General features: G+C 74.3%; 16 protein-coding genes and 2 pseudogenes. 8 read left to right on the top strand and 10 right to left on the bottom strand.

The window, feature by feature from the left end:
• Nucleotides 1–434, bottom strand: a pseudogene (locus AB0L21_RS21950) (crotonyl-CoA carboxylase/reductase); the annotation flags it as partial.
• A gap of 463 nt (nt 435–897) precedes the next feature.
• On the opposite strand from AB0L21_RS21950, the gene AB0L21_RS21945 reads away from it, so the two are divergent.
• Nucleotides 898–1,134: a hypothetical protein gene (locus tag AB0L21_RS21945; RefSeq protein WP_365708357.1), complete on the top strand. Its 237-nt coding sequence runs from the start codon at nt 898–900 to the stop codon at nt 1,132–1,134.
• Between the two features lie 101 nt (nt 1,135–1,235).
• Here the strand turns inward: AB0L21_RS21945 and AB0L21_RS21940 are convergent, their stop codons facing one another.
• The 3 genes from AB0L21_RS21940 to AB0L21_RS21930 form a co-directional block, all read right to left on the bottom strand.
• Nucleotides 1,236–5,042, bottom strand: a complete 3,807-nt coding sequence (locus AB0L21_RS21940) for a kelch repeat-containing protein (protein WP_365785817.1) — start codon at nt 5,040–5,042, stop codon at nt 1,236–1,238.
• A 76-nt stretch (nt 5,043–5,118) separates the two neighbouring features.
• A complete protein-coding gene (locus tag AB0L21_RS21935) occupies nt 5,119–6,516 on the bottom strand; it encodes a CHASE3 domain-containing protein (protein ID WP_365785815.1) in 1,398 nt (465 codons plus the stop codon).
• Nucleotides 6,517–6,650: 134 nt separating this feature from the next.
• Entirely contained in the window at nt 6,651–7,166 is a 516-nt protein-coding gene (locus AB0L21_RS21930; RefSeq protein WP_365708351.1) for a DUF6069 family protein, read from the bottom strand.
• Nucleotides 7,167–7,423: 257 nt separating this feature from the next.
• Here AB0L21_RS21930 and AB0L21_RS21925 point away from each other — a divergent pair, with 257 nt between their 5' ends.
• The 6 genes from AB0L21_RS21925 (at nt 7,424) to AB0L21_RS21900 (ending at nt 15,879) form a co-directional block, all read left to right on the top strand.
• A complete protein-coding gene (locus AB0L21_RS21925; protein ID WP_365708349.1) occupies nt 7,424–8,248 on the top strand; it encodes a MerR family transcriptional regulator in 825 nt (274 codons plus the stop codon).
• Entirely contained in the window at nt 8,188–8,538 is a 351-nt protein-coding gene (locus AB0L21_RS21920; protein WP_365785813.1) for a GyrI-like domain-containing protein, read from the top strand. Before AB0L21_RS21925 ends, AB0L21_RS21920 begins: the two co-directional genes overlap by 61 nt.
• Nucleotides 8,539–8,676: 138 nt before the next feature.
• Entirely contained in the window at nt 8,677–11,412 is a 2,736-nt protein-coding gene (locus tag AB0L21_RS21915; RefSeq protein ID WP_365708347.1) for an AAA family ATPase, read from the top strand.
• A 210-nt stretch (nt 11,413–11,622) separates the two neighbouring features.
• Nucleotides 11,623–14,352 (top strand): LuxR family transcriptional regulator, encoded by a 2,730-nt coding sequence (locus AB0L21_RS21910; protein ID WP_365785811.1) that lies wholly within the window; start codon nt 11,623–11,625, stop codon nt 14,350–14,352.
• A gap of 268 nt (nt 14,353–14,620) precedes the next feature.
• A complete protein-coding gene (locus tag AB0L21_RS21905; RefSeq protein WP_365785809.1) occupies nt 14,621–15,337 on the top strand; it encodes an SDR family oxidoreductase in 717 nt (238 codons plus the stop codon).
• A gap of 98 nt (nt 15,338–15,435) precedes the next feature.
• Entirely contained in the window at nt 15,436–15,879 is a 444-nt protein-coding gene (locus tag AB0L21_RS21900) for a cupin domain-containing protein (RefSeq protein WP_365785807.1), read from the top strand.
• A 39-nt stretch (nt 15,880–15,918) separates the two neighbouring features.
• Here the strand turns inward: AB0L21_RS21900 and AB0L21_RS21895 are convergent, their stop codons facing one another.
• Both AB0L21_RS21895 and AB0L21_RS21890 read right to left on the bottom strand, forming a co-directional pair.
• Nucleotides 15,919–16,395 (bottom strand): hypothetical protein, encoded by a 477-nt coding sequence (locus AB0L21_RS21895; protein WP_365785805.1) that lies wholly within the window; start codon nt 16,393–16,395, stop codon nt 15,919–15,921.
• 95 nt (nt 16,396–16,490) lie between these two features.
• Nucleotides 16,491–16,904 (bottom strand): SsgA family sporulation/cell division regulator, encoded by a 414-nt coding sequence (locus AB0L21_RS21890; RefSeq protein WP_365708336.1) that lies wholly within the window; start codon nt 16,902–16,904, stop codon nt 16,491–16,493.
• A gap of 272 nt (nt 16,905–17,176) precedes the next feature.
• On the opposite strand from AB0L21_RS21890, the pseudogene AB0L21_RS21885 reads away from it, so the two are divergent.
• Nucleotides 17,177–17,302: pseudogene (locus tag AB0L21_RS21885) on the top strand (GMC oxidoreductase); the annotation flags it as partial.
• 7 nt (nt 17,303–17,309) lie between these two features.
• Here the strand turns inward: AB0L21_RS21885 and AB0L21_RS21880 are convergent.
• From AB0L21_RS21880 to AB0L21_RS21865, 4 genes are all read right to left on the bottom strand, one after another.
• A complete protein-coding gene (locus AB0L21_RS21880) occupies nt 17,310–18,140 on the bottom strand; it encodes a hypothetical protein (protein ID WP_365785803.1) in 831 nt (276 codons plus the stop codon).
• A gap of 39 nt (nt 18,141–18,179) precedes the next feature.
• Nucleotides 18,180–19,058 carry a TauD/TfdA family dioxygenase gene (locus tag AB0L21_RS21875; protein ID WP_365708332.1) on the bottom strand — a complete coding sequence of 293 codons (879 nt, stop codon included), beginning with the start codon at nt 19,056–19,058 and terminating at the stop codon, nt 18,180–18,182.
• 55 nt (nt 19,059–19,113) lie between these two features.
• The gene (locus AB0L21_RS21870) at nt 19,114–19,689 is read right to left on the bottom strand and encodes a hypothetical protein (protein WP_365785801.1); all 576 of its coding nucleotides are present in this window, start codon (nt 19,687–19,689) and stop codon (nt 19,114–19,116) included.
• A 64-nt stretch (nt 19,690–19,753) separates the two neighbouring features.
• Nucleotides 19,754–20,950, bottom strand: a complete 1,197-nt coding sequence (locus AB0L21_RS21865) for a GSCFA domain-containing protein (RefSeq protein ID WP_365785799.1) — start codon at nt 20,948–20,950, stop codon at nt 19,754–19,756.
• Between the last annotated feature and the right edge of the window lie 16 nt (nt 20,951–20,966).

Genomic DNA, 20,966 nt, shown 5'->3' with positions numbered 1-20,966 from the left:
CAGTGCGCGACGACCTCGTCGCCCGGCTTCCAGGCGTTCACGCCGGGGCCGGTGCGCAGGACGACGCCCGCGAGGTCGGAGCCGATGATGTGGTACGGCAGGTCGTGACGCTTGGCCAGCTCGCTCAGCCTGCCGTAACGCTCAAGGAACCCGAAGGTCGGCAGGGGCTCGAAGATCGAGGTCCACACCGAGTTGTAGTTCACCGAGGAGGCCATGACGGCCACCAGGGCCTCGCCCGGGCCCAGCTCGGGCAGCGGCACCTCCTCCAGGTGCAGGGACTTGCGCGGATCCTTGTCGCGGGTGTGCATCCCCGCGAACATCTCCATCTCGTCCCTGTGGACGGTGATCGCGCGGTACGACTCGGGCAGCGGCAGGGCGGCGAAGTCGGCGGACGTGGCGTCCTTCGACTGGATCGCGTCCAGGATGTCCTTCACGGTCACGGTGTTGCCTCCGGCTCGGTACGACGTCGGGCGCGTCCCGTTCGGTGCTGAGCTGACGCGTCGACCGTCGCAGGCCGCGATGGACTCGGGATGAGCGGCCGATCACCGGGGTCGCCGGCGCCCTTCGCGAGGGGCGTTCCCGAGGGATTCCGCCCTGTTCCTGGTGCCTTCCTGAGCGCTGTGACCGGCTTCGCGGCCTCCACGCCGGCCGGGGTCCGCGAGCATCAGCGCGCGGGACAGGGGATCGCGGAGCTTGATCGCCTCGTTGTTCGTGAGCATGGCGTCGGCGGCACGTCATGCGGCCTCCGGCACGGGAGTCGACCGGGCGGGCACGGCGGCGCGGTCCGATTCGGTGGCACGGGCGCACGGCCGAGTGCTCCGGTGGTGATCGGCCGTTGATCGGGGCTTGCCAGCATCGACGCACCAACACCCCGCGGAACTCAGGAAGGAACCACTCATGGGCGAGTCCAACGGCATGCGCACCGGGGACCGGCGGCTGCGTCTGACGGCGGCGGGCATCGGGCTGCTGGTGCTGGCGGCCGGTGTCGCCGGGGCGACCGGCGGGCCGGCCCCCGTCTCGGCGGACGGCACGGCGGTGCACGTGGTGGCCGATGGCGGCGGGACGACGACGGGCGGCTCGGACCCGGAGGACTGGAACAGCACGGGCTCCCGCGTGGGCGACCCCACCTCGTAGCACCACCGGCGGGTCCACGCGGCCCCACGGAGCACGACGCAACGGCCCCCGTCCCGGACGCACCGGGACGGGGGCCGTGCGCATGCCCGCCGTGCGGCCTGCTACGAGGCCGTTCGGGACGGTACGCGCAGCCGGACCGGGATGTCCGGTACCCAGTACGGGCCGTCGGTGGTCAGGGTCAGGGACGCCGTCCAGTCGCCGGGCCGGGTCAGCCGGCGCGGGTCGAGGGTCACCGTGAACGTCGCGGTCCGCCCGGGCCGGAGCGTGAGGCGGTGCGGGCTCTCGGTCAGCCAGGGGACGTCCGTCTCGGTACGGTCGTATCCCGGCAGGACGTCGGCGGAGGACACGGGGACGGGGAACCGGGGCTCGCCGCTGCCGCCCACCCGGTACAGGCCGGGTGCGCCGCCGCCCCGGTAGACGGCGGTCGGGGCGTCCGGCAGCCGTGTCCAGGTGTCCGTTCCGGGGTCGTAGGCGTACCCCTCCGCGGTGAGCACCCGGTTGGGGCCGACCCGCTTGAAACCGCCGGAGACGAGGAGCTGTCCGTTGGCGGCGGTGTAGGCGCCGGTCGCCAGGCCGACCGGCATGGCGGCGATGGGCTGCCAGCTGTCGGAGGCCGGGTCGTAGACGTGGGCGGCGCCGGTCTCGACGTAGTCGTGGACGCCGCCCGCGCAGTACAGCCTGCCGTCGACGGCACCGCAGTTGGCCCAGCTGATGGTCTGCGGGTAGGCGGCGGCCCGGGACCAGGAGCGCGCGCCCGGGTCGTAGACGTACACGGTGTCCGAGCAGTCGGTGTTCGTGCAGCCGCCGACCACGTAGAGCCGCCCGTCGAGCACGGCGCTCGCCGCGCCGTAGTGCCCCTCGGGGACGTCCGGGCCCTTCGACCAGCGGCCGGTGGCCGCGTCGAAGACCTGGGTGGTCCGGCTGACGGTCTCCTGGGGGCCCCAGCCGCCCACGGTGTACAGGCGGCTGCCGATGAATCCGTGCGCGGTGGCCTGCCGGGCCTCGGGCGCGGACGGGCCACGCTTCCAGGCGCGGGTGGCGGGGTCGTACACGTAGAGGTCGGCGAGGGGGTTCTGGCCGTCGGAGCCGAGGGCGGAGTAGAGCCTGCCGCCGTAGGTGTCGACCGCGTTGTCCATGACGGGGACGGGCAGGCCGGGCAGCGCGCGCCAGGCGGTGCCGGGGGCCGGGGAGCCCGGCGCGGTGCCGGTGCGTTCGCCGACGCGGAGCCGGATCGGCGCGGTGCCGGTGTTCCGTACCGTCACCTTCCGTACCACGGTGGCCCGCCGGGAGGTGGCGTCGATCCGGGTGGGACGGACCGTCAGCCGGCCCGCCTTGAGGACGAACGAGGCCTCGGTGACCCGGTCGGCGGGCGCCTGGACGGTGCGGGTGGCGGTGACGTACGACGGTTTGGCCGCCGTCGCGGTGGTGGTCCGGCCGGAGCCGGGGACGAACAGCCGGTACGCGCCGTCTCCGAGGCGCGGGTCACCGGTCGTGGCGACCGTCGACGCGGCCGGCCCGCCCGCCGGGCCGGTGTGTACGACGGCTCCGATCAGCCCCTTCCCGGTGTTCGCGTCGGTGACCGTGCCGGTGAGGACCCCGCCGGGGACGGGCGTGGCCACCCGCTCGGTGACCGTGACGTCGTCCACCGCCCAGAACAGGCCGGGCCCGGTGAAGTGGAACCGCACCCGCACCGCGCGCTCGCCGGCGTAGGCGGTCAGGGGGATCTCCACCCGGCCGCTCGTCCACAGCTGGTCCTGGTGCCACACCGTGGTCCAGGTCCGGCCGGCGTCGGCGCTGACCTGCACTTCGCCCTGCTGCTCGGCGGAGCCCTCGTAGTCGGTGTCGAAGCTCAGCGCGGGGTCTCCCGCACGTCCGAAGTCGTAGGCGGGGCTGGTCAGGGAGGTGTCCAGGGGGCTCCCGGCGTGGTCGGCGTCGGCGATGGCGAAGCCGCCGGCACCGCCGGTGGTGTTGCCCCGGCCGCCGGGGTCGTCGAACGTCCAGCCCTCGGTGCCGGTCACGCTCCAGCCGGCGGGCGGCCCGGAGGTGTCGTCGAACGGCTCACTGCCGACGGTGTCCGCCTTCACGGTGTACGCCGGATCGTCCTCCGCCCAGGTGTCCACGGGCAGGGCCAGGGCCACGGTGAGGTCCGTGGTGCCGACCGTCACCTCGCGTTCCAGGGACTGGTAGGCGCTGTCGTCGCTGACCACGCGCAGGGTGTAGGTGTGGTCCTCGGGGAGGTCGAGGCGGTACGCGCCGGTGACCGGGTCGGACCACACCGGGGCGCCCGGCACCCCGGCCACCGTGATCTTCGCGTGCAGCGGCCAGCCGTGCCCCGAGCCGTCGGTGACGGTGCCGGACACCCGGCGGGTGGCCAGCTTGCGCAGGCTCAGGTTCCCGCTCGCGGTGCCGCCGTCGGTGAGGTGGACGCCCGGCAGGGTGCCCGGCGCGTATCCGTAGGCCGTCATCCGGACGTCGTGGTCACCGGCGGGCAGCGGCAGGGTGTAGCGGCCGTGGGCGTCGGTGGTCGTGCTGTACGGGCCGGCCGTCACCTCGGCCGCCGCGACGCCCGCGCCCGAGCCCGCGTCCGTGACCGTGCCGGTCAGTGTGCCGTGCGGGCCCATGGTGAAGGCCGTCAGGCCGTCGGGGGTGCCGAGGCCGGTGGGGCCGTCGTAGCCCGGGCCCGCGGTGCACAGGTAGGCCGGTGCGCAGGTCCCGTTGGCCCCCGTGGTCACGTCGTGCAGTCCCCGGCCGCCGGTGGCGTACGGGTACACGGCGGGCCGGGAGCCCGCCGCCGGGGTGCCCGCGTTCGCGTACACGCCGGCGATGATCGGCGCCGAGGCGCTGGTGCCGCCGGCCACGCCCCAGCCGCCGGTGTCGCCGTAGCTGTCGTACACGGCGACGCCCGTGTCCGGGTCGGCCACCGCCGAGACGTCGGCGACGGTACGTCCCGGGCAGCCGGTGTCCCGCTGGAACGCCGGCTTGGGCTCGTACCGGGAGCAGCCGGAGCCCGTTCCGCTGCCGTCGTGGTCCCACACCGACTCCGACCAGCCGCGCGCGGCGGCCGGGTCCTTGGTGAGCGTGGTACCGCCGACCGCGGTGACGTGCGGGGAGGCGGCCGGGTACGCCACGCCGTACCGGGAGTCGCCGGAGGAGGCGACGACGGCGACGCCCGGGTGGTCGTAGTGGACGTCGGCCGCCGACTCCGCCGGGTCCTCGGGGAAGAAGGTGTAGTTGGAGCCGTAGGAGTTGGAGACGTACTTCGCGCCGAGCGCGACCGCCTGGTCCACGGCCGCCCCCAGGTCCTCGATCGTGGCGGTGTCCGCCTCGACCAGCAGGATCCGGGCCTTGGGCGCCACCGCGGAGACCATGTCCAGGTCGAGGGAGATCTCGGTCGCCCAGCCGGGGTCGGGGTGCGGGTAGTGGGTGCCGCCGCGCTGGTCGGTCTTGGTGAAGCAGCCGTTGGCGGTGGTGCAGGGCGGCAGCCCGTACTGGGCGCGGTAGACGGCGAGATCGGCCTCGGCGTCCGGATTGTCGAAGGCGTCGACCACGGCGATGGTGGCGCCGGCGCCGCCGTCCGCGGGGAGGCCGTAGGCACTGCGCAGATCGGCCGGCCCGTAGCCCTGGGGGGCGTCATCGGCCCCGCGTCGTTCCTGACGGTCCGCCAGGTCGGTGCGGAGCAGCCCGAAGCAGGTGAACTCGTGCGGCTTGGGCGGGCCGCAGAGCGGTCGTATGTGGTCCCGTGCGGTCTGCGTGGCGTGTTCCACGGGCCGGTCGCCGGCTTCCGCCCGGGCGGGGGCCGGGGCGGCGAGGGCCGTCAACAGGGCGGTGGTCAGGGCCGCCGCGCAGGCGGTCAGGCGTCTGCGCCGGCGCGGCACAGCGCTTCGGGATACGAGCAGAGGTATGCGCAACTCAACTCCTGTGGCATGGGCGACGGTTGGACACGCCGCCCGGCACACGTTAGTTGAGTCGTGAAGAAGTTTGTGTTCAGGACGGGATCGGGATCTGCACCAGGATGGAGGTGCCGGCGCCGGGGGGTGAGTCGATGGTGAGGGTGCCGTCGAAGGCGGACACACGATCCGCCAGACCGGTCAGGCCGCTGCCGGCGGTGGCGTCGCCGACGCCGCCGACACCGTCGTCCACGACGTGGATCCGCAGGACGTCCGTGAGGTCGAGGGAGATGTCGATCCGGGACGCCTCGGCGTGCTTGACCGCGTTCGTCACGGCCTCGGCCACCACGAAGTACGCGTTCGACTCCACGGTGGTGGAGAGCCGCCGGGGGTAGTTGCTCCGCACGTCGGCGGGGACCGGGCACCGGGACGCCAGGTCCTCCACGGCCGCCACCAGGCCCTTCACCGTCAGCACCAGCGGGTAGATGCCCCTGGCCAGTTCCCGCAGCTCGTCGATCGCCGTCTGCGCGTTGTCGATCGACTGGTCCATCAGCTCGGTCACCGACGTGTCCGTGTCGGGGATCATCTCCCGCGCGAGCCGGAGCCCGATCATCAGGCTCACGAGGCGTTGCTGTGCCCCGTCGTGCAGGTCGCGGGCCGTACGCCGGTGCACCGCCTCGACGCTCTCCATCGTCCGTCTGCGGCTGTCCTGCAACGAGGTCGCCATGGTGTTGAAGGACGCGCCGAGCGCGTCGATCTCCGCCACCTTGCTGGGCGGGACACGGACGCTGAGGTCGCCGCCCGCCAGCCGCCCGGCCGCTGCCGCCGCCCCGCGCACGGGCCGTACGACGGCGCGGTGCTGGAGCACCGTGAACGCGGCCACCAGCGCGGTCGACGCCGCGACGCCCACGCCGGCCGCGATCACCGCCCGGTGCGCGTTGGCGCCCGCGGCGTCCTCGCGCGCGGCGAGCTGGGCGCGCTCGCCCGCCGTGTACGCGTCGAACTGGGCCCGCAGGGCGTCGACGCGCCGCTTCCCCTCGGCCGTCACCGCCAGGCCGGACGCGGCGGGATCACCACGCCGGACCGACTCCACCAGCGGGACCGAGTAGTCGTCCAGGAAGGACTGGACGCCCCGCGTGATCCGCTCGGCGGTGCGTCGCTGGGCGGGGGCGGTGGTGGAGTCGGTGAACCGCCGGATCTCGGCGGGCAGCGCCTTGCGCGCCGCCTGCCACGGCTGGAGGAAGTCCTCCCGTTTCGTGATCACGTAGCCGCGCTGCCCGGTCTCCAGGTCCAGGAGCAGCTGCTCCATGTTCCCCGCCTCGACGAGAGCCGTGCGGGAGGCGCGGCGCGCCGACGTGGAGTCGTTCGCGTCGTCGATCGCCCACAGCAGGACGACGAACGCGACACCTATCAGCAGGGCCAGCAGAGCGCTCGCCGCGATCGTGAGGCGCGTCAGCCCCAGCCGCCGGCTCCCGTACCACCGTCGTACCGTCATGCTCCGCAATGTAGCCGCATATGGCTGGGAAAGTTCGGTAAAGGAGCGGAGCCAATGGCACACGTTATGTCAATGTCATCGCCGCGGGCTCGACATGTTGACTTGAGGGGACCGGATCGCTCCGGCGCCGTACGTCACCAGGTGTCGTCGCCCCGGTCCGGCGCCACGCTGTAGGCGGTCGCCGACAGCAGCCCGGTGATCGTCCCGCCGATGGCCAGGAACACGGCCGCGGTGGCGAGGCGGGCATCCAGCGCGAGGTCCGTGGTGAACGGCAGCAGGGCCAGCGCCACGGTCACCAGACCGGCGATCCAGACGAAGAAGGCGCGCGGCCGGGCGACGGTCAGCAGCAGCAGATGCAGCAGCCCGGTGCCCACGACGGCGCCGGCCGCCGCCCAGGCCGCCAGGTACCCCGTCGTCACGTCGCCCCACACGCCCGCCCCGCGCGGCGCGAACAGCGGAACGTCGAGGACACCGCGGACGAACATCGTGGCCACGACCGCGACCAGCGCCGCGACCACCGCCGTCGCGGCACCGGTGGCCCACAGCCGGCCGGCCGCGACGGACCGCGGGCCGGGCGGCGTCGCCTGGTACCCGGGCCCGCCGCGCGGGCGGTGGGAGGGAACGTCACCGTACGGAGCGGAACCGGCCATGAGGAACCACCTTTCGCACGCGGTCGTCAGGAAGTGACGTCGCAGTCGGCCTGCGTCACTCGCGCTGACTCCAGCATGCCCCCGCTGCCGCCGACGGCGCGACCGATGCCGGGCCAACGCCCCTCACCCCGGGTCGACCTGACGGGGCGGCAGGTCCGTTCCGTCTCTGCGAACCCACCCCGCGTGCTCGCTGCTCCCCGGCCGCCGAGTAGCTTCTTGACCCTCACACCGTGTCAGGCGGTCAGCTCGGAGACATCATGTTCACCATCGGAGACTTCGCCCGGCACGGCCGCGTCTCGGTCCGGATGCTGCGTCACTACGACGCGACCGGCCTGCTGCGCCCGGCCCACGTCGACCCCGCCAGCGGCTACCGCCACTACACCGCCGCCCAGCTCGCCCGCCTGAACCGGATCATCGCGCTCAAGGACCTCGGATTCTCCCTCCGACAGGTCCGGGACATCGTGGACGAGAAGGTCAGTGCCGAGGAACTGCGCGGCATGCTACGGCTGCGGCGGGCCGAACTGGAGACCGCCATGGCCGCCGCGGGAGCACGGCTCGTCCAGGTCGAGGCGAGGCTCCGAGCGATCGAGAGCGAGGGGCACATGCCCACGAACGACGTCGTCATCAAGAGCGTCCCCGGCGTCCGGGTGGCCGAGCTGACCGCGACCGCCGCCAGTTTCGACCCCGAGGACATCGGCCCGGTCATCGAACCGCTCTACGAGGAGCTGTTCCGACGCCTGGACGCGGCGGGCATCACGCCCGCCGGCCCCGGTGTCGCCTTCTACGAGGACGCCCCCGAGGGCGGCGGCAGGATCACCGTCCACGCCGCCGTCCAGGTCGCCGCTCCCCTCCAGGACGGCGGCGCCTTCCGCGTCCTCGACCTGCCGGCCCTCGACCAGGCCGCGACCATCGTGCACCGCGGCTCCCCGGACACCGTGCTGCCCACCGCCCAGACCCTGACCCACTGGATCGACGCGGGCGGCTACCGGCCGACCGGCTACCCCCGCGAAGTCAACCTGGAGTGCCCCGAGAACCGCGACGACTGGGTGACGGAACTCCAGGCACCGGTACGCCGGGCCTGACACCGCCCGGGCAGACCCCGATCACCGTCCACGCCGCCGTCCAGGTCGCCGCTCCCCTCCAGGACGGCGGCGCCTTCCGCGTCCTCGACCTGCCGGCCCTCGACCAGGCCGCGACCATCGTGCACCGCGGCTCCCCGGACACCGTGCTGCCCACCGCCCAGACCCTGACCCACTGGATCGACGCGGGCGGCTACCGGCCGACCGGCTACCCCCGCGAAGTCAACCTGGAGTGCCCCGAGAACCGCGACGACTGGGTGACGGAACTCCAGGCACCGGTACGCCGGGCCTGACACCGCCCGGGCAGACGCCGGCCGGGAACATCGGCGGGTGGCCGTACCGTCACCGCGCGTTCTCAGTGTCACTTGACAGATGCGTCCGGCGCGGCGGGCACGCAGAGTCGTGCTGTCGGTCGTGAAGGGAGCTGGACGATGATGCGGTCGCACGCCGATGTACTGCTCGGCCGCGAGAGCGAGACCGGGTTTCTGCATGACCGGATCGGCGTCCTGCCCCGGCAAGGGGGCGCCGTTCTGGTCCACGGCGAGCCGGGAATCGGGAAGACCGCGCTGCTCGAAGAGGCCGCGCGGCACGCGGCGCGGAGCCGGAACCGTGTCCTCACCACGGTCGGCGTGGAGTCGGAGACGCTGCTGCCCTTCTCGGGACTGCATCAGCTGGTCTTCCCGTTCCGGTCCCTGATCGACGACCTGCCGGAGAACGAGCGCGACGCCCTGCGGGCGGCGCTCGGCGTCACCGACGCACCGGTCCCCGACCTGTACCTGGTGGCGCTCGCCTCGCTGAACCTGCTGGCCCGTGCCGCCGCCGGCACCCCGCTGCTGCTCGTCGTGGACGACGTGCACTGGATCGACGGCGCCAGCGCGGAGGTCATCTCCTTCCTCTCCCGGCGCCTGGAGTCGGAGCCGATCCTGCTGCTGGCCGCCATGCGGGACGGCTATCCCACGCGGCTGACCCGCGCCGACATACCGGACCTCGCGGTGGGGCCGCTCTCCGCCGAGGCGTCCGCGCTGCTGCTGGACCAGCGGGCGCCGGGCCTGGCCCGCGTGGCCCGGCAGCAGTTGCTGAGGGAGGCGGCCGGCAATCCGCTCGCGCTGACCGAGCTGTCGGCCGACACCCCCGGCCGGGAGACCATCTCCCCCGACGCCCCGTGGACCCCCATGTCCCGGCGCCTCCAGGACGCGTTCACCGCGCGGCTGCGCACCCTGCCGGACGCCACCCGGCACATCCTGCTGACGGCCGCCTGCGACGACAGCCCGTCCCTCACCGAGATCCTGCGCGTCGCCTCCCTGGACCTCGCGGCACCGGCGACGGCCGCGGACCTCGCCCCGGCGATCTCGGCCCGGCTGATCGAGGTGTCCGACGACGCCGTGCGCTTCCGGCACCCCCTGATGCGCTCGGCGATCCGGCAGGCCGCCCCGGCGGCCCGGCGCCGGGAGGCCCACGCGGCCCTCGCCCGCTGCCTGCCCGCCGGTTCCGACCGCCGGACCTGGCACGAGGCGGCGGCCACCGTCCAGCCCGACGCACGGCTGGCCGACCGGCTGGAGGCCGCCGCCGACCGCGCCTACCGCCGCGGCGGCGCCGCCGACTCCGTGTTCGCCCTGGAACAGGCCGCCCGCCTCAGCAGCGAGCCGAACCAGCGGATCGAACGGCTGCTCAAGGCCGCCGACCAGGCCGTGGACACCGGCCAGCAGCACCTGCTGACCCGGCTGCTGGACGCGGCGACCCCGTGGGCCACCACCCCGCAGCAGCGGGCCCGCATCCAGTGGATCAAGGGCGGCCTGGAGGACGGCATGCGCGACGCCTCCGAGGGCACGGCCCTGCTGACCCGGCTGGTGCGGACCGTGATGGCCGAGGGCGACCACGACCTCGCCGTACGGATCCTGTGGAGCGCGGCACTGCGCTGCTTCTGGTCCGAACCCGGCGACGCGGCCCGCCGCGACATCGTCGCCCTCGCCGACGCCCTGCCCTTCCCCGACGACGACCCCCGCATCCTGGCGATCCTCGCCTACGCCCAGCCGGTGACCTGCGGCCGTCGCGTCCTCACCCAGCTGCGGCGGGCGGCCGGGCGGACGGCGGGCGACGCCCAGGCCGACCGGCTGGTCGGCAGCGCGGCCGTCCTGGTCGGCGACTTCGAACTGGCGGAGGAACTGTCCGAGGTCTCCGTGCCGGGACTGCGGGCGCACGGCCGGCTGGGCCTGCTCGCCCGGGCGCTGGGCGCCCAGGCCTGGAGCGGCGCCCAGCTGGCGCGGCTGGACTCCACCATCCCCGTCGCCGAAGAGGCCAGCCGGCTCGCCCGGGAGACCGGGCAGACGTACCTGTACGGCATCAACGTCGCCACCGAGGCCCGTACCGCCGCGCTCCAGGGCCGGTACGACAGCGCCATGGAACTGGCGGCGCGGGCCGAGCGGATCGGGCTGCCCGTCGCCGCCCGGCCGGTGCTGGCGACCGCCCAGATCGCCCGGGGGGTCGCCGCGATCGGGGCGGGCCGGTACGACGAGGCCCACGCGCACCTGCTGCGCGTGCACGACCCGGCGGACCCCGCCCACCAGCCGGCGCTGCGCTGCTACGCCCTCATCGAGCTGGTGGACGCCGCCGTACACAGCGGGGACACCCGCAGGGCCCGGTCGGTGATCGCGGAGATGGAGGCCGCCGCCCGGCGCACGCCCTCCCCCGCGCTCCACAGCGGCCTGCGCTACGCCCGCGCGGTCCTCGCCGACGACGCCGAGGCGGAGAAGCTGTTCGCGGGGGCGCTGGACGGATGCGACTGGCCCTTCGACCGGGCCCGCGTCCAGCTGGCGTACGGCCAGTGGCTGCGCCGCCAGCGGCGGGTGACGGACGCGCGTGCGCTTCTGCGGGCCGCCCGCGACGCGTTCGACGCGCTGGGCACGGTCCCCTGGGGCGACCGCGCCCGCCGGGAACTGCTCGCCTCCGGCGAGACCAGCCGCCGCCGCGAGCCCGACGCCCGCGACCGGCTGACCCCACAGGAGCTGCAGATCGCCCAGATGGCCGCCGAGGGCCTGACGAACCGGGAGATCGGCCAGCGCCTGTACCTCTCCCACCGCACGGTGAGCACCCACTTGCACCGGGTGTTCCCGAAACTGGGCATCACCTCACGCGCGGAACTGACGTCGGTCTTCCCACCGACAGGGTGAACCGGGTGATGGGAGACCGGTGACGGGTCCGGGGCGGGGAAGCGGCCCCGGCTTCGGGACCGGTGGCGGCCCGGGGCTGGGGAGCGGCCGGGCTTGGGGGCCGGTGGCGGCCCCCCGGGAAGCCCCCGGCCACCGGAAGGACGTTCCAGGCCCCCGTAACGGCCCGGACTAGACTCGGCCGGGCAGGTCACAGGTACGGGAGCGAGTGCGGTGCCATTCATCGGGCGTGACGGCCAGGTCGCCACCCTGCGGGACGTCATCGACCGCGGGCGGGACGGCTCGGGCGGTGCCCTGCTGGTGACCGGGGAACCGGGGATCGGGAAGAGCGCCCTGCTGGAGCACGTCCTCGGCTCTCTTGACGGCGGTGAGCTGCGGGTCCTGACCGCGGTCGCCACGGAGCAAAGCGCCCGGCGGCCGTTCGCCGTGCTCGCCGAACTGCTGCGGCCGGTGCGCGTCTTCGAGGACCGGCTGCCTCCCGGCCAGCGGGAGGTGCTGCGGCGGTGCGTCGACTCGCGCGAGGCCGCGGACGCCGATCCGGTCCGGGACCCCTTCCCCGATCCGTTCCCGGTGGCGCTCGCCACGCTGAACCTGCTGGCCGAGGCGGCGGCGAGCCGCCCCGTGCTGCTGGTGGTCGAGAACCTGCACTGGCTGGACGCGGCCAGCGCCGCCGTCGTGCCCTTCGTGGCCCGCCGGCTCGCGTCCGAACCCATCGTGCTGCTGGCCACGGTCCGCGAGGGCTTCCGGAGCCCGGCGGACGCCGCCGGGCTGCCGACCCTGCCGCTGGAGCCGCTGCCCGCGCCCGACGCGGCGGCCCTCGTCGACGCCCAGGCGCCCGGCCTCTCCGCCGCGCTGCGCGAGCGGATCCTCGTGGAGGGCGCCGGGCATCCGCTCGTGCTGACCAAGCTGACCCGGGTGGCCCGCGAGGCGTACGGCGAGGCGGCGGCGACGGCCGCGGCGCTTCCGCCCGTGACACGGGTGGAGAGCGCCTTCCGGTCCCGGCTGGCCGGTCTGCCGCCGCACACCCGGCTGCTCCTGCTGATCGCCGCGGTCCACCGGGGCGGCACGGTCACGGAGCTGGTGGAGGCCGCACAGCTGATCGCCGGTGAGACCGTCCACCCCGACGATCTCGCGCCGGCCGTCCGCGGCCGGCTGATCACGGTGCACGGGGGCGAGGTGCGGTTCCGGCACTCGGTCGTCCGCGCGACGGTGCTGTCCGCGGCGGGCGCGGACGAACACCGGTCGGTGCGTGCCGCGGTGGACCGGACGCTGTCCGAGGGGCCCCGGCCCCCGGCTCCGGAACCGGCCCAGGACGACGACGTGGACGCCGTACTGAAGGCGGCGGCCGAGCGCACGGAACGCGGCGGTGTCCTGGCCGCGGTCGCCGCGCTGGAGGACGCCGCGCAGCTCAGCGGCTGCCCGGAGCGCCGTGCCGAGCTGTTGCTGCGCGCGGCCGACCTCGCGGTCGAGTCGGGGCGGCGCGACGAGGTGGCCCGGCTGCTGGACCGGGCGGGTGCCGGCCGGTTGTCCGCGCGGCAGCGGGCCCGGGCCGCGTGGACGGCGGCCCGTTTCCACGACGGCGTGCCCGAGGGCACCGACGTCGTCACGCTGACCGAGCTGGCCGAGGACGTGGCCGCCGACGGGGACGGCGCTCTCGCCCTGTGCATCCTGTGGACGGCGGCGCTGCACTGCGTGTGGGTGGACGGCGACCACACGGCCGCCGGGCGCGTGGCCGCCCTCGCCGCACGCCTGGAACCGGCCGGCGAGCCGCTGGCACTGGCCGTGCTGGCCTGCGCCGCGCCGGTGGAGCACGGCGCGCATGTCCTCGCCCGGCTCCGCCACTGGGCCGCGCATCCCAGCGGGGACGCGGTGACCGACCAGACGCTGGGTTCGGCCGCGGTCCTGGTCGGCGCCTTCGAGCTGGCCGCGGGTTTCTCCGCCGCCGCCCTGAACGGACTGCGGGCCCAGGGCCGGCTCGGTCCGCTGGCCAAGGCGCTGACGGTGCGGGCGTGGAGCGCCGCGCTGCTGTGCGATCCGACGGTGGCCGTCCCGTCGGCCGACGCGGCGCTCCGGCTGGCCAGGGAGACCTCCCAGCCGGTGCTCTGGGCGACGGCCCGCGCCACCCAGGCGCTGATCGCCGCGCTGGGCGGGCGGTTTCCGGAGGCGGAGGAGCTGGCCACGGAGGCGATCGGGCTCGGCGGCGCGCACCGCGCCCGCCCGGTCCTGGCCACCGCGCAGCTGGCGCTCGCGCAGGTCGACGCCGCCCAGGACTGCCTGGACGGTGCCCTGGACCGGCTGCGGCAGCCGTACGATCCGGCGTCGCCCGCGTTCCATCCGTCCGCGCTGCACTACGGGCTGATGGACCTGGTGGACGTGGCGCTGCGCGCGCATCGTGCCGAGGAGGTCCGCGAGGTCGTGGGCCGTGCGGAGGAGGTCGCGGCCGTGCATCCGTCGCCGGCGCTGCACATCGCAGTGCGGTTCGCCCGCGCGGTCCTCGCCGACGACGCCGACGCCGAACGCCTCTTCGCACAGGCGCTGGCCGCCGACCTGACGCGGTGGCCCTTCGCCCGGGCCCGCACGCAACTGGCCTACGGCGAGTGGCTGCGCCGCAGGCGCCGTGACGCCCTCGCGCGCACCCCGCTGCGGGCCGCCCGGGACGCCTTCGACGCGCTGGGCGCGGTCACGTTCGCCGAGCGCGCCCGCCGGGAACTGCGGGCCTCGGGGGAGGCGAGCGCCGAGGGGGTGCCCGACGTTCAGGAGCTGTTGAGCCCGCAGGAACTGCAGATCGCCCTGATGGTGGCCGAGGGACTCACCAACCGGGAGATCGGTGAGCGGCTCCACCTGTCCCACCGGACGGTCAGCAGCCACCTGCACCGCATCTTCCCCAGACTGGGCGTCACCTCCCGCACGGCCCTGGGCCGCCTCCTGCACTCCTCCCCCTGAAGACCGCACCGGAACGTGAGGCCGCGTGTGGGATGGCCGCCGCCCGGGGCGAGGCCGACTCGGGCCGCCGAACGGCATCGACGGCATCGACGGCATCGACTATTACGACGTAATCCCCCGCTCCGGATGTCCTTCCGTGCCCGGTCTCCGGCATTTCCGTACCTCGTGGCCTCCGCGGAGGCGCTCGGCGGCGCGGTACCGGACGCGGTGGGTGGCAAGATCGGCGACAGGGTCCAGTCAGGGATGCTCAGGGACAAGGAGACCGCTGTTGTCCGGACGTACCGTGCTGATCACAGGAGCGTCGAAGGGGATCGGCCTCGCCACCGCGCACCGGCTCGCCGACCGGGGGCACCGGGTGCTGGGGATCGCCCGGGGTGTCCCGGACGGTGACTTCCCGGGGGTGCTGCACGCGTGCGACCTCGCCAACGCCGGGGCCACGCGCGAGCTGTTGGAGACCGTCACCCGCGAGGAGCGCGTGGACGCGGTCGTCAACAACGTCGGCATCGTCGTGCCGGAGCCGCTCGGCGAGATCTCGCTCGACGCGCTGCACGAGGTGTACGAACTGAACGTACGCGCCGCCGTGCAGGTCACCCAGGCGTGCGTCGGCGGGATGCGGGAGCGTGGCTGGGGCCGGATCGTCAATGTGACGAGCCGGGCGCAGCACGGTTCGCGTACGCGCAGCAGCTACGCGGCGGCCAAGAGCGCGCTGGTGGGGCTGACCGGCACGTGGGCGCTGGAGCTGGCGGAGCACGGGGTGACGGTCAACGCGGTCGCCCCGGGCCCGGTGGAGACCGGACTCTTCCGCGAGAAGCACCCGGTGGGCGGCGCGGAGGAGGCCAGGGTGCTGCGCTCCGTGCCCATGGGCCGCTTCGGCCGCCCGGAGGAGGTCGCCGCGGCCATCGCCTTCCTGCTGAGCGAGGACGCCGGCTTCATCACCGGCCAGGTGCTCGGCGTGGACGGCGGGGGGACGCTTCCCGGCCGGTGAGTCCCGTGCACTGTCATCACTCCAGTAACATCAATAATGTGTTAGCCGTGGACTAATATGACTGACTGTCTCACCGACACTCTGTCGAAAGTTGACTCATGACCAAGAACTTGGTTCGCGCCGGGCTGGCCGCCGTGGCGGTCCTCGGTTTCTCGCTGGCTGCCACGGCGGTGCCGGCCTCGGCCACCCCGGCCGGTCCGGGCGTGACCGGAACCATCATTTCCAAGACCACGATCGGGTCGAAGGACTACGTTCTGCGGAAGATCACCCTGCCGCCGGGGCAGAGCACGGGCTGGCACTACCACGACGGCACGGTCTTCGGCGCCGTCGAACAGGGCACGCTGAGCCACTTCGACTCCTCGTGCGCCTCGGACGGCGTGTACAAGGCCGGCAGCTTCATCGAGGAGCCCGCGGGCGCCCGCCACGTGCACATCGGCCGTAACCTCGGCGACGTCCCGGTCGTCCTGGACGTGCTCTACGTCCTGCCGCACGGCGCGCCGCTGGCGGAGGACGCCCCCAACCCCGGCTGCGACTTCCAGTAGCCGCCGGCCGGGCCCCGCCCGCCCGGCGCGGGGTCCGGCTCAGGTGCCGACGTAACGCACCGCATGGCCCTCTTTGATGCGCCGCGCGCCGCCCTTCGCGACGAGCCCCTCCAGGGTGGTGCGCACCACGGTGGTCTTGATGTCCCGGTCGGGGTGGGCCTCCCTCAGCGTCTGCGCGATCTCCCCCGCCGGACAGGGATCGGACCGCTCGGCCAGCTGGTCCCGGATCAGGCTGACCAGCGTCGGCGTCCGCTGCTTCCGCCGGCCGGCGCCCCGCCCGGGCGCGCCCGCCCCGGGGAACGCGGGCTGCTGCTGCACGGGGATGCCGCTCTCCAGGGCCTGCCGCATCGTGGCGAGGACGGCGTGGTCGTGGCGCAACGCGAGGAGCCGCGCTTCGAGCTGTTCCAGCTCGGCCCGGACCTTGTCCTGCTCCCGCGCGTTCCGCTCCAGGTCGCTCGCCAGCTGAGCACTGTAGTGCGTCACCAAGTCCGTGGTGGTCGCCTTGGTTCCGGGCATGCGGCACACCCTCCTTGGCGCTGGACGTCAGTATCAACTCAGTGTGGCATTCCTTGCTGAAATACGCATCGGTATGAGGACCAGGAGCCGACGCATCATTCGATCAGGTGAGTCAGTGCGTCCCACTCCACGCGTGCCGTCTCCTGACCCTCGGGCACGAGGCCGTAGGTGTCGGCGAGCCACTCGGTGACCGGCTCGGCGGGCAGCTCGAAGAGGGCCGTGTGCGGGTCACGGCCGACCTCCAGCCACAGGAACCGCCCCTCGGCCCCGCCGTCGTCCGGCCACACGGTGACATCCCCCTCGCCGGCGCTGCCCGTCAGTCCGTCGGCCAGCAGTTCCCGGGAGAAGACCCACCGCACCGGCTGCTCCCCCTCGGAATCCAGGATCAGCGTGACGGCATAGGGGTCCCGCACGTCGTACGAGAATTCGCACGAGATCAGCAGCGGTAGCCGTTTCCCGATCCAGTAGGTGGCGCCGGAGGTGAGGTGCGTTTTCCGCGGCTGTTTCATCTGTTCGCTTCCCATTCCTCGGGCCAGGGTCGCCCACGCGCCACCCCGGCCCGCGCACCCATCATGCTGGCCGTGTCTCTGCTTTCCCATACGTCATCTGACGGTCGTACCCGGCGGTCGCGGGACGCGCGGGAGCCCCCTCACACATATGAAGTAACGTGTCACGCACCTATAGATTCAACAAGGCGCGCCATATGTTTCTGCGCAGAGAAGGCTGACTGTTGATGCACACGGAAACGTGGCGGGGCGAGGAGGCCCAGCCCGGCGGGGACGTCCGGGACGACGAGGGCCTGCGGGTGGCCGACGCCTCGGTCATGCCGACGATCGTGTCGGCCAACACCAACGCCACGGTGTTCGCGATAGCCGAGCGGGCGGCGGACCTGCTCCGCACGCCCTGACGCCGGATCACCGGGCCGGCGCAGCCGGGACGTCGACGGGAGCTTCCGTGTCACCCCCCGCACCGCGTGGGTCCCGGTGGAGCCGCAGGACGTCGGTGAGCCCGTGAGCCAGCGTGACCGCGGGCTGTGGTTCTCCGGCCGTGCCGGTCCCGGCCGCGTCGGCGGGGGCCGGGGGCGCGGGACGTTCGAGGGCGCGGACCACCGCGCGGACCTGGGCGGCCGGGTACGTCGCCGCGTAGGGCTCGGCGCGGTCACCGGCGTAGGCGAGGGCCAGGGCGTCGCCCACCGCTCGCGCGTGGGCCTCGGCGAAGGACGCCGCGTTCGCGTCCGTGCTGAGTCCGGCGTACCGGTGCCCGTACGCGTCGGCCTCGGCCGGGGTGTGTCCGTGGGCCAGGGCGTAGGAGCGCGCGTTGGTGTGCGCCTCGGCGTAGGCGGAGCGGTGGTCGTACGCCGCCCCGTACACGCGCAGCAGCACCGGCCGCAGGGCCGTCTGCCAGCTGTCGTACGCCACCGGGGCGCGGGTGGCCGCGCGGTGCAGCGCCGCCAGGTCGGCCACCGCGCCGGACGCGTCGTCCGGCCACGCCGTGGCCAGCAGCGGCAGGACGGTGCCGGCCTGCCAGGCGTGCACCGCCCACAGCCCGCCCGCCGGCGGCCCGGCCCGCAGGGCGCCGTGCACAGCGCGGGCCCAGCCGTCCGCGACCGGGCCCGGCAGCTCCTCGTACAGGGCGGTCAGCAGGTGCCACACCCCGTCCGGTACGCGCGTGTCCGCTGGAGGCGCGGGGGCGGCGGTGGTCAGCGCGGCCAGGAAGGCCTCGGCCCCCACGGCATCCGTGCTCATCTGCGTCTTCGTCTCCTTCCCCCGCCGGTGCGGTGGGAGTCAGGCCTGCGGGCGGGTGCCCTCGATGGCCACGCGACGGCCGTGGCGGGTGTGCGGGAAGTAGTCCCACACCGCGTGGTGCTGGACGCAGCGGTTGTCCCAGAACACCAGGGTGCGGGGCTCCCACCGGACCCGGCACTGCAGCAGCGGGGTGCGGGCGACGTGCGCGTACAGCAGGTCGAGCAGGGCGGTGCTCTCGGCGCGGGACAGCTGGGTGATGTGCGAGGTGTAGGGGGCGTTGACGAACAGCAGCTTGCGGCCGGTCTCCGGGTGCCGGACCACCACGGGGTGTTCGGTGCGCGGGACGTCGTACTCCGCGGGCGGGGTCAGGCCCGCCGCCGCCCAGGGCAGGGCGCCGTCGTGCACGGCGGTCAGACCGTCGAGGAAGGCGCGCAGCGCCGGGGAGAGCAGTTCGTAGGCCAGGTGCATGTTGGCGAACATGGTGTCCCCGCCGCTGCCGCCCCCGGGGACCGTGGTGAGGTGCAGCATGGACCCCAGGGAGGGGGCGGGGTCGGCGGTGCCGTCGGCGTGCCAGCCGTCACCGGCGACCATCCGGGACTCCTTGGTGGCCTTGATCTCCAGGACGTACGGATCGGAGCCCTCGGCCGGGAGCGCCACGGGGTGCAGCTCGCCGAAGAGGCCGGCGAACCGCTTGTGCTGCTCGGGGGTGAGGTCCTGGTCCCGGAAGACGAGCACGTGATGGGCGAGGAACGCGTGCTTGACCTCCTTCTCCTGCTGCGGTGTCAGCTCCCGGGAGAGGTCCAGACCGGACACCTCCGCGCCGAGCACCGGGGTGATCGTCCGGACCGAGAGGGTCTCGTACGGCTCCGGCGGCCGGGTCGTCAGGCGCTCGACGGCCTGCAGTGCGTACTCCTCCACGTGCTTCCTCCTCAGGAATGGGGTGCGAAAGGTGCCCAGGGGCGGTGGGGCCGGGTCACAGTCCGTGGTCGAGCAGGTCGGCGACCAGCAGGCGGCCGAAGGCGAGGTTGCCGTGGATGGGGTCGTCGGCCGCGCAGAACGCGGGGCGCTGGAGTCCCGAGCGGTCGGTGACCCGGGCCCGCAGGTCGACGATCTCCACACCGCGCGCGGCCAGTTCCGCGTGCAGGACGTGCTGGGCCGCGAAGAAGACCGCCGGGTCGGACATGGCGGGGACCCGCTGCGGAGGCATCAGGGCCAGGACGCGCAGGCCGAGCCCGACGGCGTGCTCGTAGAAGGCGAGCGCGCCGCGCGCCGTGGCCCGCACCAGCGCGGCGAACAGGTCGCTGCCCAGGAACCCGGGGGCGTACGCACCCTGCGCGTCGCGGTGGACGGCCCAGTTCTCCCGGGTGGCGATGGTGTGCGCGCTCAGGCCGAACGTGCACACCAGCGGCACCGGCAGCCGGTCCAGCGAGGGCACGTCCAGCGCGTCGAGGAACCGGCGGTACAGCCGCTGGGCCTCGGCGTCGCGGAAGACGACGTCCGGGCCGTCCGGGTCGAAGAAGGGCCCGAGGAAGTCGCGCCCGGAGCCCACCGGACCGCCCTGGAAGGCCAGTCCGGCGGCTTCGGCGGCCCGCCCGGCGCACGCCGCGTGCGAGTCACCGAGGAGCAGGAACCGGGCCGGGGGTGTGGCCGGGGCCCGGGGCGTGGCCGGGGCCCGGGGCGTGGCCGGGGCCCGGGGCGTGGCCGGGGCCCGGGGCGTGGCCGGGGCCCGGGGCGTGGCCGGGGCCGTGGTCGCGGCTGTAGTAGTCGAGTACGGCGTCGTCACACCAGGTGTCCTCTCCGCCGGCATCCGGGGTGGGGGTGGGGGTGGGGTCGGGGGTGTGTTCCGGGCGGTGGGACCGGCCGTGCAGCCCGTCCAGGAAGTGCCGCATCACGAAGGCCACCCCGTCGGCGCTGACCGTGCGCAGGTTGGGCTCGTAGAACGCCGCCCGGTAGGGGAAGCCGGTGACGATCTCGTAGGAGGGGAAGTAGTCGACGTGCTCCAGCTCCGCCGCCAGCTGTCCTGCCGCCGCCCGCAGAACGGACTTGGAGTGGGTCGTGGCCACGAGGGCGTGCGCGCCGGTGGCGGTCGCGGTCAGCGGCACCGGCGACACCGTGAGGACGGTACGCAGCCGGGGACCGGCCTCCCGCGCCAGGGCGAGGGCCGCCGTCAGATCGCGGTGCACCTCGGCGACCGTGTGGTTGCGCAGGCGGTGCCGGTCCGGGTCGAAGGTGCCCCGGACCGTGCCCGGGCACATCGGCAGCACGGTGCCGTCCGCCGTGTCGTGCCAGGCCTCGGTCAGGCCGAGCGTGAAGACCAGCACGTCGGCCGTGGCCAGGGCGCGGCGGACCGCGTCGAGGGTGACCTGGCGGGAGGCCAGCGCCTCCTCGGGCGAGGAGAAGCCGTCGGGTTCGACGGTGGGGCGGTACGGGTCGTGGAAGCGGCCGTCCGCGTCCCGCCAGACCTCGGCGGGCGGCGTCTGCCGCCCGAGCGCCCAGGCGAACCACTGGCGCAGCCCGGCCGCGGTGTAGATGTTGCCGGTGCGGAAGGAGAAACGGCGGTAGCCGCGGGCCTGCCGGGCCTCCTCGGTGAGTCCGGGAGGCGGGGGCTCGGCGTCGTACCAGTGCATGCCCTCCCGCAGCAGGGCGGGTCCGATGTGCCGGGCGAAGCAGGAGCCGGCGGTGATGACCGGGGCGTCCTGGCCGATGGGGAACTTCGGCGTCCAGAGGTCCTGGATGTCCGCGGGCGGCCGTTCGGCGACCGCGGTGCGCCAGAAGGAGCGGTCGGGGAGGCGGGCGTAGGGGTGTTGCACGAGGGGGGTTCCTCCT

It is taken from the genome of Streptomyces sp. NPDC052721 (genome assembly GCF_040678315.1).
Classification (GTDB): Bacteria; Actinomycetota; Actinomycetes; order Streptomycetales; family Streptomycetaceae; genus Streptomyces.
Note: the sequence above shows the minus strand (reverse complement) of the source record. Positions and strands in the feature narration are given on the sequence as shown.

Bases quoted from the DNA above. Each gene is read 5' to 3' on its own strand.
- AB0L21_RS21945 (WP_365708357.1), top strand. From the start codon at position 898: ATGGGCGAGTCCAACGGCATGCGCACCGGGGACCGGCGGCTGCGTCTG.
- AB0L21_RS21935 (WP_365785815.1), bottom strand. From the start codon at position 6,516: ATGACGGTACGACGGTGGTACGGGAGCCGGCGGCTGGGGCTGACGCGC.
- AB0L21_RS21930 (WP_365708351.1), bottom strand. From the start codon at position 7,166: ATGGCCGGTTCCGCTCCGTACGGTGACGTTCCCTCCCACCGCCCGCGC.
- AB0L21_RS21925 (WP_365708349.1), top strand. From the start codon at position 7,424: ATGTTCACCATCGGAGACTTCGCCCGGCACGGCCGCGTCTCGGTCCGG.
- AB0L21_RS21915 (WP_365708347.1), top strand. From the start codon at position 8,677: ATGATGCGGTCGCACGCCGATGTACTGCTCGGCCGCGAGAGCGAGACC.
- AB0L21_RS21900 (WP_365785807.1), top strand. From the start codon at position 15,436: ATGACCAAGAACTTGGTTCGCGCCGGGCTGGCCGCCGTGGCGGTCCTC.
- AB0L21_RS21895 (WP_365785805.1), bottom strand. From the start codon at position 16,395: ATGCCCGGAACCAAGGCGACCACCACGGACTTGGTGACGCACTACAGT.
- AB0L21_RS21890 (WP_365708336.1), bottom strand. From the start codon at position 16,904: ATGAAACAGCCGCGGAAAACGCACCTCACCTCCGGCGCCACCTACTGG.
- AB0L21_RS21880 (WP_365785803.1), bottom strand. From the start codon at position 18,140: ATGAGCACGGATGCCGTGGGGGCCGAGGCCTTCCTGGCCGCGCTGACC.